General features: G+C 68.5%; 10 protein-coding genes. 2 read left to right on the plus strand and 8 right to left on the minus strand.

All coding sequences use genetic code 11. The annotated features are described in order from the left end of the window. A partial coding sequence (locus G3N98_RS35075; RefSeq protein WP_206150700.1) for an MFS transporter occupies positions 1 to 1,497 on the minus strand: 1,497 nt, incomplete at its 3' end. A gap of 171 nt (positions 1,498 to 1,668) precedes the next feature. Between G3N98_RS35075 and G3N98_RS35080 the strand changes: the two genes are divergently transcribed. After that, positions 1,669 to 2,574 (plus strand): LysR family transcriptional regulator, encoded by a 906-nt coding sequence (locus G3N98_RS35080; RefSeq protein WP_089475351.1) that lies wholly within the window; start codon positions 1,669 to 1,671, stop codon positions 2,572 to 2,574. Between the two features lie 58 nt (positions 2,575 to 2,632). On the opposite strand, the gene G3N98_RS35085 is transcribed toward G3N98_RS35080, so the two are convergent. The 7 genes from G3N98_RS35085 to G3N98_RS35115 all read right to left on the minus strand — a co-directional run bounded on the left by G3N98_RS35085 (position 2,633) and on the right by G3N98_RS35115 (position 11,286). Then, positions 2,633 to 3,676 carry an AbrB family transcriptional regulator gene (locus tag G3N98_RS35085; protein WP_206150701.1) on the minus strand — a complete coding sequence of 348 codons (1,044 nt, stop codon included), beginning with the start codon at positions 3,674 to 3,676 and terminating at the stop codon, positions 2,633 to 2,635. Between the two features lie 140 nt (positions 3,677 to 3,816). Next, positions 3,817 to 4,956 carry an enoyl-CoA hydratase/isomerase family protein gene (locus tag G3N98_RS35090; RefSeq protein WP_047849579.1) on the minus strand — a complete coding sequence of 380 codons (1,140 nt, stop codon included), beginning with the start codon at positions 4,954 to 4,956 and terminating at the stop codon, positions 3,817 to 3,819. Further along, on the minus strand, positions 4,953 to 5,744 hold the full coding sequence (locus tag G3N98_RS35095) for an enoyl-CoA hydratase (RefSeq protein WP_206150702.1): 792 nt from the start codon (positions 5,742 to 5,744) through the stop codon (positions 4,953 to 4,955). The genes G3N98_RS35090 and G3N98_RS35095 overlap by 4 nt, the downstream gene beginning before the upstream one ends. Then, positions 5,741 to 6,643 carry a 3-hydroxyisobutyrate dehydrogenase gene (mmsB, locus tag G3N98_RS35100; protein WP_206150703.1) on the minus strand — a complete coding sequence of 301 codons (903 nt, stop codon included), beginning with the start codon at positions 6,641 to 6,643 and terminating at the stop codon, positions 5,741 to 5,743. Before mmsB ends, G3N98_RS35095 begins: the two co-directional genes overlap by 4 nt. A gap of 18 nt (positions 6,644 to 6,661) precedes the next feature. Next, positions 6,662 to 8,176 (minus strand): CoA-acylating methylmalonate-semialdehyde dehydrogenase, encoded by a 1,515-nt coding sequence (locus G3N98_RS35105; protein ID WP_206150704.1) that lies wholly within the window; start codon positions 8,174 to 8,176, stop codon positions 6,662 to 6,664. A gap of 110 nt (positions 8,177 to 8,286) precedes the next feature. Further along, positions 8,287 to 9,993, minus strand: coding sequence for an AMP-binding protein (locus G3N98_RS35110; RefSeq protein WP_206150705.1), 1,707 nt, complete (start codon positions 9,991 to 9,993; stop codon positions 8,287 to 8,289). 159 nt (positions 9,994 to 10,152) lie between these two features. Next, positions 10,153 to 11,286, minus strand: coding sequence for an acyl-CoA dehydrogenase family protein (locus tag G3N98_RS35115; protein ID WP_023477775.1), 1,134 nt, complete (start codon positions 11,284 to 11,286; stop codon positions 10,153 to 10,155). Between the two features lie 137 nt (positions 11,287 to 11,423). Here G3N98_RS35115 and G3N98_RS35120 point away from each other — a divergent pair. Then, positions 11,424 to 12,146 (plus strand): AraC family transcriptional regulator (locus G3N98_RS35120; protein WP_206150706.1); only part of this gene is annotated, 723 nt, incomplete at its 3' end.

A 12,146-nucleotide genomic window follows, 5' to 3' on the forward strand; every position in this document is an offset into this window, starting at 1 on the left:
CACCGCGCTCGCCGTCGCGAGCACGGCCACGCCCGCCGCGCCGTACACCATCACCCAGCCGAACCCGTGCACGAGCGCCGCGTGCAACGCCGCGCCGCTCGGGTCGGCCTGCGCGAGCGCCGGGGCGATCTCGTGCAATCCGTCGGTCCGGCCGGACGCAATCTCCTGCGCGAGCCGGCGCAGCGCCGCGTCGCCGATCGTGCCCGCGACGCCGCCCTTCAGGCTCGCGACGATCCCCGCGACCAGCACGAAGCCCATCGCCGCGATGTTCAGCGCGAGCGAGATCATCCGCGCGCTCATGTCGATGCCCGACGCCATCCCCGCCCGCGAGCTCGGCACCGCGCCCGTCGTCGTGTTGGTGACGGGGGTATTCGTGAGCCCGAGCCCGATGCCGGCGATCACGCAGCCAGGCAGCATCGTGATCCAGCTGGCATGGTCGGCTGCGCTGCCGATCCGCATCAGCGCGAACCCCGCGGCGATCGTGAACAGGCCGCCCGGGATCACGACGCCCGGCCCGTAGCGCAATGCAAGCCGTTCGCCGAACGGCGGCGCGACCAGCGTCGGCAACGTGTACGCGAGCAACGCGAGGCCGGCCGTCACGCTGTCGTAGCCGAGCGCGACCTGGAACCAGATCGGCAGGTAGATCATGAACGGCCAGAAGCTGAAGTTCATCCCCATCGAACCGAAGATCGCGCCGGTGAACGCGCGAATCCGGAACACCGAGAAATCGAACATCGGCCGCGCACTGGCGCGTTCCGCGATGAAGAAACCGGCCAGCGCCAGCACGGTCGCGCCGAGCACGCCGAGGCCGGCCGCGCTGGTCAGCCCGAGCGCCGCGCTTTGCGTGATGTAGAACGCCAGGCCGAGCACCGCGAGCGACAACGTGACGATGCCTGCGACGTCGAGCCTGCCCGCGTGCGGATCGCGCGACTCCTGCACCGCGCCGCCGATCAGCACGAGCGCGACGGCCGCGAGCGGCGCATGGACGAGGAACACCCACGGCCAGCTTGCCAGCGCGACGATCGCGCCGCCGACGATCGGCCCGAACCCGAGCCCGATGCCGAACACGATCCCCCAGATCCCGAACGCACGGCCGCGCTCGCGGCCCTCGCGGAACTGGTGCGACAGCACCGCAATCTGGCAGATCAGCATCGCGCCGCCGCTGGCGCCCTGCAGCAGCCGGCCCGCGACGAGCACCGGCACGTTCGGTGCGAGCCCGCACAGCAGCGACGTCGCGCCGAACAGCACGGTGCCGATCACGTACACGCGCTTGCGGCCGAACCGGTCCGCGAGCGTGCCGGCCGCCATCAGCACGGTCGTGCATGCGATCGTGTACGCATTCATGATCCACTGCATGCCGTTGAAATCGCCATGCAGCACGTGTTCGAGCGTCGGCAGGATCACCGGCACGCTCGAGATTTCGAGGCCGAACATCAGCGACGTGAGACAGACGGCCGCGAGCGCGACCGCATTCCTGCGGGAGTCGGATTGCGTCATGCGTATTGCGCCTCGACCCGGCAACGGGCCGCGCGCCTCCAGGTAAGAGGGATGCTCCGCGTGCGGCCGGCGACGCACGCTGGACAGGAATCGGTACTATAGTGAGAATCTTCATCCCCATTGACGCATGCATTTCTCCAGACTGGGGAATCACAGGACTCAATCCCGCCCATGACCGACAGACTCGACGGCGTGACGACCTTCGTCCAGGTAGTGGAATCGGGCAGCTTCGCGCTCGCCGCGGAGCGCCTCGACATGACGCGTTCGGCCGTCGGCAAGGCGATCGCGCGACTCGAGAAGCGGCTCGGCGCGCGGCTGTTGCAGCGCACGACGCGCAGCCAGAGCCTGACCGACGACGGCCAGGCGTACTACGACCGCTGCGTGCGCGCGCTCGCGGAGCTGGAGGCGGCGGAGGCCGACCTCGACTGCGGCCGCAACGAGCCGCGCGGCAAGCTGCGCCTGAGCGTGCCGCTCGCGTTCGGGCATCACTGCGTGACGCCCATCGTGCTCGACCTCGCGCGCACCTATCCGCATTTGCGGATCGACGTGTCGATCACCGACCGTTTCGTCGATCTCGTCGAGGAAGGCATCGACCTCGCGGTGCGAATCGGCACGCTCGCGGACAGCACGAGCCTCGCGGTGCGGCGGCTCGGCACGCAATACGGCAGCCTCGGCGCGGCGCCGTCGTATCTCGCCCGCCACGGGATGCCGAAGACGCTCGACGACCTGAAAGACCACCGGACGATCGCGTATTCACGCTCGGGCGTGGTTCAACCGTGGGACTTGCGTGCGCTGGACGGCTCGACGGTGCGGGTCGACATGCCGCACCAGCTCAGTTTCGACGACGTGCAGGCGATCGCGGCGGCCGGTGCGTCGGGGTTCGGGATCGCGTGGCTGCCGAGCTGGCTGCTCGACCACTACGTGAAGCGCGGTGAGATGACGGTCGTGCTTGACCGCTGCTTCGTCTGCGAAGGCGACATCCACGCGATCTGGCCGAAGACGCGCTACCTGCCGCGCAAGACGCGCTGCGTGATCGACGCGCTCGCGCAGGCGGTGCCGCCGATGATCGAACGATAGGCAGGACTGCGCACGGTGCCGCGGCTCGTGCCGCCCCCGTACGAGCGACACATCCCTGCTATTTCGCGTCGCCGCCGTCGATCGCCAGCATGCGCCGGCGGCGCGCGCGGGCGAGAGCCGCCGGCGCGAAGTGCAGCACGACCAGCCGCGTCAGGTGATGAGACAGGACGAACACGACGTTCAACCCGCCGCCATAGGCGACGATCGTGATCGTCTCGATGGCCCCGGGCGCATACGAGAGCCACAGCGGCAGCACCCCGTAGCCGGACAGCCGCGCCATCCCCCACGCGAACGCACCGGCCACCATCAGCATCAGCGCAATGCATGCAAGGCCGGTTCGGCCGTATCGCAGCCCGTCCGCCAGTGTGATCTGCCTGAACTGTGCGCCGATCAGCGCGCCCAGGATGACCGACGCCGCATCGACGCACCACGCCGGCACGTCGAAGCCATGCAGCCATCCCGCTCGCACGAACACGCCGGTCAGCACGATGGCCGTGATCATGAACGGCGCCGGCACACCGAGCCCGAGCAACGCCCGCCCGGCCAGCACGCACAGCGCCACCAGCCCGGTCAGCGCCAGCCACGTCTCGACCGGCAACGCCGCGACCGCCGCTTGCTGCGGCGCGCCCACCTGCGCCGGAATGAAGCAACTGACGAGGATCGTGATCGACAGGACCCGCATGAGATGCACGACGATCACCTTGGCCGACGCGCGTTCGGATTCCAGCAGGTCGAATACCGCGGCAAGTGCGCCGGGATAGACGGCCAGCAGTGAATCGGCCCGGTTCCAGCGCGAGACGCGGGACAGCCAAAGGCTGCCGACTGCGATCTGCGTAGCCAGGCACACGAGCAGGACGCCCAGGCTCGGCACGATCGAGACGACCCTCTGCGTATCCCACGACCGGAACAGCAGGCCGGTGGCCGTGCCGAGCACGATCTGCACGAACTCGAGGCCGAAGCGCAGCCTGGGCGCGAAACCGAACCGGCTGGTCGCGATCGACGCGGCGAGGATCGCGCCGAGCAGCAGGCCATGCGGGACGCCCACATAGCGCAGCGCCAGGCCGACCGCGGTCAGGCAGGCAAGATACGCGAGTGTCTTCATCGGGAAGCGGCCTGGCTCTGGAAAATCCGCATGGAAATGCAATCAGAAGCAGTTGGGATGGAATGTCGGACTCGAAACAGAAAAGCGGCGCATGCCGAAGCATGCGCCGCCTTGCAGGTTGCCGGCCCCATGCCGGCGGTTCAATCCGCGCCCAGCGCCGCCAGCGGATGCGCGAACAGCTTCCACGGCGACGTCAGGAAATGCCGCACGCGTTCGGCGCGCAGCTCGACGAGCGACGCGGGCGCCCAGCGCGGCTTGCGATCCTTGTCGACCAGATGCGCACGCACGCCTTCGCAGAAGTCGCCTTCCTCGATCGCGCGCGCGACGATGCCGAGCTCCATCCGGAACGATTCGGCCAGCGTCATCTGGCGGCCGCGCAGCAGCGCCTCGCGCGTCACGCACAGCATCGTCGGCGAATGGCCGGTGAGCGCATCGAGCGTCGCCTGCAGCCATTGACGGTGCTCGCGCGACAGCTCCTCGCGCGCAAGATCCTGCGTCAGCGTCGCGACGATCCGCTCGACGGTCGAGCGCTTGTCGAAGTGACGCACGATCCACGGCATCTGGCTGTCGAGCGCCGCATGCGGCACGACGTTGCACGGCGGCTCGAACACCTTGCGCAGCAACGGCAGCGCATCGCCTTCCCACTTGACGCTTTCGATGCGCGTCTCGAACGTGTCGAGCCACGCGGACGGCACGCACAGATCCGCAAGCTTCGCCGTGAGCGCGTCGGCGCCCGACAGCATCGCGCCGGTCAGCCCGACGTACAGCTCGAGTTCGGCCGGCATGCGCGACAGGAAATGCGTCGCGCCGACGTCGGGCACGAGGCCGATGCGCGTCTCCGGCATCGCGATCTTGCTGCGCTCGGTCGCGACACGCAGCGCCGCGCCCTGCGCGAGGCCCATGCCGCCGCCCATCGTCACGCCGTCCATCAGCGCGACCACCGGCTTCGGGAACGTATGGATCGCGTAGTCGAGCCGGTATTCGTCGACGAAGAACGGCAACCAGGTTTCGCGCTGCGCGACCATCCGGTACAGCGCACGCACGTCGCCGCCCGCGCAGAAGCCCTTCTCGCCGGCGCCGCGCAGCACGACCGCGACGATCTGGTCGTCGTCACGGCAGCGCTCGAGCAGCGCGGCCAGCTCGCCGATCATCGGGTACGACAGCGCATTGAGCGCGGCCGGCCGGTTCAGCGTGATCAGCGCCACGCGGTTCACCACGCGAAACAGCACCTCCGGTGCGTGCTCCGCGAACGCGTCGTGATTCGTCACCGGCGTGCTCATCGTTGCGGCTCTCCGTCGTTGTGCCACTGCGGCGCGCGCTTGCCGAGGAACGCGGCTACGCCTTCGCGCGGATCGTTCGTATCGAACAGGTCGACGAAACGTTCGCGCTCGACCGCGAGCGCCGCGCTGCGCGGCACGCCGCGGCGCGCGAGACCAATCAACTCCTTGCTGTACGCAACCGCATGCGGGCTCTGCCGTGCGACGTTGCGTGCCAGCGCCAGCGCGGCATCGCGTGCCGCGCCCGACTCCACGACGTCCTCGACGAGGCCGATCCTGAGCGCCGTGGCCGCATCGACACGCGCGCCGGTCAGGATGATCTTCTTCGCCCAGCCTTCGCCGACGAGCCAGGGCAGCGTCTGCGTGCCGAGGCCGCACGGCAGCAGGCCGACCGACGGCTCGGGCAGCGCCATCTGCGCATGCGTCTCCGCGATCCGCAGGTCGCACGCGAGCGCGCATTCGAGCCCGCCGCCCATCGCATAGCCGTTGATCGCCGCGATCGTCACGACGCGCGCGTCGTGCAGCGCCTCGAACGCCGCGCCGAAACGCGAGGCCATCGCGCGCGCAACCGCGCGGTCGCCGTCGGCGAACGTGTTGAGGTCGGCACCCGCGCTGAAGAACTTCGGGCCGTCGCCGGTGATCACCAGCGCGCGCACGCGCGGGTTCGCATTCAGTTCGGCGACGGTTTCCTGCAGTTGCCGCAGCCCGTCGGCGGTAAAGGCGTTCGCGGGCGGACGCTTGAGCGTCGCGCACGCGATCGCGCCGTCGTCGACGTAGTCGAGTTCGATCATGAGGCGTCCTTCTTCGTTGCCGGTTGGTACAGGCGGATCACCGCCGAGAAATCGAGCTGGCCGTCGCCGCGGCTGCTCATCGTCTGGTACAGCTGCTGCGCGAGCGCGCCGAGATAGACGGGCTGGCGCGCCTGCTTCGCGGCATCGTTCGCGAGGCCGAGATCCTTCAGCATCAGGTCGGTGCCGAAGCCGCCCGAGTAACCGCGCGACGACGGCGCGGTCTCGATCACGCCCGGATACGGGTTGTAAGTGTCGGAACTCCAGCAGCGGCCCGTCGACGTGTTGACGATGCCGGCCAGCACTTTCGGGTCGATGCCGAGCGCGACGCCGAGCGACATCGCCTCCGACACGGCCGCCATCGAGATGCCGAGCACGAGGTTGTTGCAGACCTTCGCGACCTGCCCCATCCCCGTCGCACCGCAGTGAACGATGTTCTTGCCCATGCCCGCGAGCACCGGCTTCACGCGCTCGAAATCCGCATCGCTGCCGCCGACCATGAAGGTCAGCGTGCCGGCCGCCGCGCCACCGGTGCCGCCCGACACGGGCGCATCGACGAACGCGCCGCCGTGCTCGCGCACGAGCGCGCCGAACGCCTGCGCGCTCGCCGGGTCGATCGTGCTCGAATCGATCACGGTCGCGCCCGCGCCGAGGCCGGCGAGCACGCCGTTCTCGCCGGACAGCACCGAGCGCACGTGCGGCGCGGCCGGCAGCATCGTGATGACGAACGGCGCGCCCGAGGCTGCATCGCGCGGCGATGCGGCCACCTGTGCACCGGCGTCCTGCAGCGCGCGCAATGCGTCGGCGCTCAGGTCGAACGCATGTACTTCATGGCCTGCTTTCAGCAGGTTCAGCGCCATCGGCGCGCCCATGTGGCCGAGGCCGATAAAACCGATTTTCATGTTCGTGTCCTCCGCTGCTCAGTGCAGCCGGATCGTCGTATTCACCGGGCCGGCCGTCGTGTCGTCGTCGAACCAGCGCGCGGTGACCGTCTTGGTCTGCGTGTAGAACTGCACGACCTGCTTGCCGTATGGGCCGAGATCGCCGAGCTTCGAGCCGCGCGAACCCGTGAAGCTGAAGAACGGCACGGGCACCGGAATCGGGATGTTGATGCCGACCTGGCCGATGTCGATCTCGCTCTGGAACTTGCGTGCGGCCGCGCCGCTCTGCGTGAACAGGCCCACGCCGTTGCCGAACGGGTTCGCGTTGACGAGCGCGATCGCGTCGTCGAGCGTGTCGGCTTCCATCACGACCAGCACGGGGCCGAAGATTTCATGCGTGTAGACCGACATGTTCGTCTTCACGCCCGAGAAGATCGTCGGGCCGACGAAGTTGCCCTGCTCGTAGCCGGACACCTTCACGTCGCGGCCGTCGAGTTCGAGCTTCGCGCCTTCCTTCACGCCCGCGTCGATCAGCGACAGGATGCGTTCCTTCGCGGCCTTCGACACGACCGGCCCGACGTCCGTGCCGGCTTCCGCGCCCGCATTGACCTTCAGCGCCTTTGCCTTCTCGACGATGTCCGGCAGCCAGTCGCGCGCGTTGCCGACGAGCACCGCGACCGACGTGGCCATGCAGCGCTGGCCGGCCGCGCCGAAGCCCGCGCCGACGAGCGCGTTGATCGCCTGCTCGCGGTTCGCATCGGGCAGCACGACGGCGTGATTCTTCGCGCCCATCATCGACTGCACGCGCTTGCCGTGCGCGCTGCCGAGGTTGTACACGTGCGTGCCGACCGCCGTCGAGCCGACGAACGAGATCGCCTTCACGAGCGGATGCGTGCAGATTGCATCGACGACTTCCTTGCCGCCATGCACGACGTTCAGTACCCCTTTCGGTACGCCGGCCTCGACGGCGAGCTCGACGAGTTCCATCGTCGACAGCGGGTCCTGCTCCGACGGCTTCAGCACGAACGTGTTGCCGCACACGATCGCCATCGGGAACATCCACAGCGGAATCATCGCGGGGAAGTTGAACGGCGTGATGCCCGCGCACACGCCGAGCGGCTGGCGCAGCGTGTAGGTATCCACCCCGCCCGCGACGTTCTCCGCGAACTCGCCGAGTTGCAGCGAACCGATCGAGCACGCGTGCTCGACCACTTCGAGGCCGCGGAAGATGTCGCCTTCGGCATCGGGAATCGTCTTGCCCTGCTCGGCCGTCAGCGTCTTCGCGACGCGCTGCTGGTTCGTGCGCACGAGATCCTGGAACTTCAGCATGATGCGCATGCGCGCGGCGATCGGCGTGTTCTTCCAGGTCGCGAAGGCGGTGTGCGCGGCCTGCACGGCCGCGTCGACTTCCGCGACGGTCGCGAACGGCACGCGCGCGAGCACCTGCTGCGTCGCCGGGTTGACGATGTCACGCCACTCGTTCGTGGCGGACTCGACGAAGGCGCCGTCGATCAGCAGCTTGACCGTCGGCACGTCTTTCGAATTCGCGTTCATCGATCCTCTCTCCTTCCAGAGGGCCGCGAAGCGCGATATCGCCGCGCGGCCGGTTCAATTCGGCTGCGGGCAGCGGCCGCGGAATGCGGCGCGCGCGGCCCGCGGTCACGTCACTTCAGTTCGGCGGCGAAATCCTCTTCCCAGTATTCGCCGGGCATCCGTTCACTGGCATCGTCGCCACGCTCGAGCTCGCGGCGACGCAATTCGACGCGGCGGATCTTCCCCGAGATCGTCTTCGGCAGCTCCGCGAACTGCAGGCGGCGAATGCGCTTGTACGGCGCGAGCTTCTCGCGCGAGAAGCGGAAGATGTCCAGCGCGAGCTCGGGGCTCTCCTCGTAACCCTGCCGCAGCGTGATGAAGGTCTTCGGCACCGACAGCCGCACGGGGTCGGGGCTCGGCACGACGGCCGCCTCGGCGATCGCCGGATGCTCGATCAGCACGCTTTCGAGTTCGAACGGGCTCAGCCGGTAGTCGGACGACTTGAACACGTCGTCCGCGCGGCCGATGTACACGTAGTAACCGTCGTCGCGGCGCATCGCGATGTCCGACGTGCGGTAGTGGCCGTCGCGCATCGCGTAGGCCGTCGCGTCGGGATTGTTCGCATAGCCCTTCATCAGCCCGACCGGGCGCGCGACGTCGACGCCGAGCGGCAGCGCGACCTCGCCTTCGGTCACCGGCGTGCCGTCCGGGTCGAGCAGCGCGATGCGGTAGCCCGGCAGCGGCCGGCCCATCGAGCCCGCGACGACCGGCTGGCCCGGCGAGTTGCCGATCAGGCAGGTCGTCTCGGTCTGGCCGTAGCCGTCGCGGATCGCGATGCCCCACGCCTTCTTCACGCGCTCGATGATCTCGGGATTCAGCGGCTCGCCCGCACCGACGATCTCGCGCAGCTTCACGTCGAACGACGCGAGCGGCTGCTGCACGAGCATGCGCCACACGGTCGGCGGCGCGCACAGCGTCGTCACCTGGTATTTGACGAGCGCATCGAGCACCACCTTCGGCTCGAAACGCGCGTAGTTGAAGGCGAACACGCACGCCTGCGCGTTCCACGGCGCGAAGAAGCAGCTCCACGCGTGCTTCGCCCAGCCCGGCGAGCTGATGTTCCAGTGGATGTCGCCCGGCTGCAGGCCGACCCAGTACATCGTCGACAGATGGCCGACCGGATAGGTGCGGTGCGTATGCTCGACGAGCTTCGGCTTCGACGTCGTGCCCGACGTGAAGTACAGCAGCATCGGATCGTTCACGTGCGTGATGGCGTCCGGCTCGAATTCGGCACTCGCCGCATAGCCGTCGTTCATCGCGAGCCAGCCCGCGCGCGGCGCGCCGGCGACGATCTTCTGCACGAGGCCAAGATCCGGCTGTTCGAACTTGGCGGTTTCGTTCTCGTCGACGATCGCGTATTTCGCGCCGCCGATCTGCACGCGGTCGCGTACGTCGTCGGGCGACAGTTGCGTGGTGGCCGGCAGCACGATCGCGCCGAGCTTCATCGCGGCGAGCATCGCGTCCCACAGCTCGACACGGTTCGGCAGCATCAGCAGGATCCGGTCGCCGCGCACGACGCCGATCGAGCGCAGCCAGTTCGCGATCCGCGACGAGCGCTCGGACATCTGCGCGAACGAATACGGATCGCCCGTGCCGGTCGCCGCATCGACGATCCACAGCGCGGGCTGGTCGTTGCCGCGCGCCATCGGGTCGAAGTAGTCGAGCGCCCAGTTGAATGCGTCGAGCACCGGCCACTCGAACTCGCGGTACGCGGTCTCGTAGTCGGTGCGATGGCGCAGCAGAAAGTCGCGCGCGTCCAGGAATGCCTGTACCGTCATCGTGTCCTCCAGTCTCCATGCCTCACGGTCAACCGGGCATGCGCTGCAGCCCATGCCCGGTTGCCTCTGTTGCGGCGCACGGTCACGTCGTTGCGTGCCGCGTTCGCCGCGCTGCCCTCGTGCCCTGCGTGATGTCGTCGCCGGGGTAACCGTCGCGGCTCAAAGCTGCCGCGCGATCACCATCCGCTGCACTTCGCTGGTGCCTTCGTAAATCTGCGTGATGCGCGCGTCGCGATAGTGACGCTCGACTTCGTAATCGACCAGGTAACCGTAGCCGCCGTGGATCTGGATCGCGTCCGAACACACGCGCTCGGCCATCTCCGACGCGAACAGCTTCGCCTGCGACGCTTCCGACAGGCACGGCAGCCCGGCGGTGCGCAGCTTCGCCGCGTGATGCACGAGCAGGCGCGCGGCGTTGATCTGCACGGCCATGTCAGCGAGCTTCTGCTGGATCGCCTGGTGCTCGGCGATCGGCTTGCCGAACTGCACGCGCTCGCCCGCATAGCGGCGCGCCTTGTCGAATGCGGCGCGCGCGATGCCGAGCGCCTGCGCGGCGATGCCGATGCGGCCGCCCTCGAGGTTCGACAGCGCGATCTTCAGCCCTTCGCCGCGATTGCCGAGCAGGTTCTCTTCCGGAATCGCGCAGTTCTCGAACGTGATCGGGCACGTATCCGACGCGCGGATGCCCATCTTCTTCTCGGGCTTGCCGACGATGAAGCCCGGCGTGTCGGTCGGCACCAGGAACGCGGAAATGCCGCGCTTGCCGGCTTCCGGGTCGGTCATGGCAAAAACGATCGCCACGCCGGCACGCTGGCCGTTGGTCACGAACTGCTTCGCGCCGTTCAGCACCCATTTGCCGTCGCGCAGCTCCGCACGCGTGCGCAGGTTGTTCGCCTCGGAGCCGGCGTGCGGCTCGGTCAGGCAGAACGCGCCGATCACGCGGCCGGCCGCCATGTCGGCCAGCCAGCGATCCTTCTGCGCCGGCGTGCCGAAGCCGAGGATCGGCCCGCAGCCGACCGAGTTGTGCACGCTCATCATCGTCGCGCACGCGGCGTCGCCGGCGGCGACCTCTTCCATCGCCAGCGCGTAGGCCACGTAGTCCGTATACGAGCCGCCCAGCTCCTGCGGCACGATCATCCCGAGCAGGCCGAGTTCGCCGAGCTGCGCGACGATCGCGTCGGGCAGGTGCGCATCGTGGTCCCACTGCGCCGCGTTCGGCGCCAGCATCTCGGTGGCAAACGCGCGCGCGGCGTCACGGATCATCCGCTGGTCTTCGGTGTAAAGCTCGTCCATGGTGCTGCTGTCTCCCGCGGCCGCCGGGCGCGACCGTCCTTGCGTTTCGATGCAACAAGTGTAGGCAAGCAGGCGCGACTGTTCGATGCTCGCGTCGCTCATTTACACTGAGCGTTTTTGCCACACCGGCGGCATGGATGAAGCAGGAAGACAAGGGAACCGTCGCGATCAGCCTCGTCGCTTACAGCGTTGCGCTCGCGACCCGGCGCGGCGTCGCCGCCGAGCCGCTGCTCGCGCAGGCCGGCATCGCGCCCGCGCTGCTCGGGCAGCCGCGCGCACGGGTGTCCGCGCAACAATACGGCGCGCTGTGGAACGCGATCGCGCGCACGCTCGACGACGAGTTTTTCGGGCAGGATCGCCACCCGATGCGCAGCGGCAGCTTCATCGCGATGAGCCAGGCGGCGCTGTCCGCACGCGACGGCCTGCACGCAATGGCGCGCGCGGTGAATTTCATGCACTGCGTGCTCGACGACCTGCACGCGGAGCTCGACGCGAATCCGCAGCGCGTGCGGCTGCGCTTCGTGCACCGCAACAACGGCGCGACGCCCGCGATGTTCACGTATGCGACCTATTTCATCATCGTGTACGGGCTCACCTGCTGGCTGATCGGGCGGCGCATCCCGCTGCTGCATGCGAGCTTCCGCTGCGACACGCCGCCCGCCGACCACGAATACCCGTCGATGTTCTGTGACGACATGCGCTTCAACGAGCCCGATTCGTATGTCGATTTCGATCCCGAATTCGCGACACTGCCGGTCGTGCAGAACGCGAAGACGCTGAAGACGTTCCTGCGCAACGCGCCGGCGAGCTTCATCGTCAAGTACCGCAACCCGAACGCGCTCGCGCAGCGCGTGCGCGCG

Source organism: Burkholderia sp. Tr-20390, from assembly GCF_017104595.1.
GTDB lineage: Bacteria > Pseudomonadota > Gammaproteobacteria > Burkholderiales > Burkholderiaceae > Burkholderia.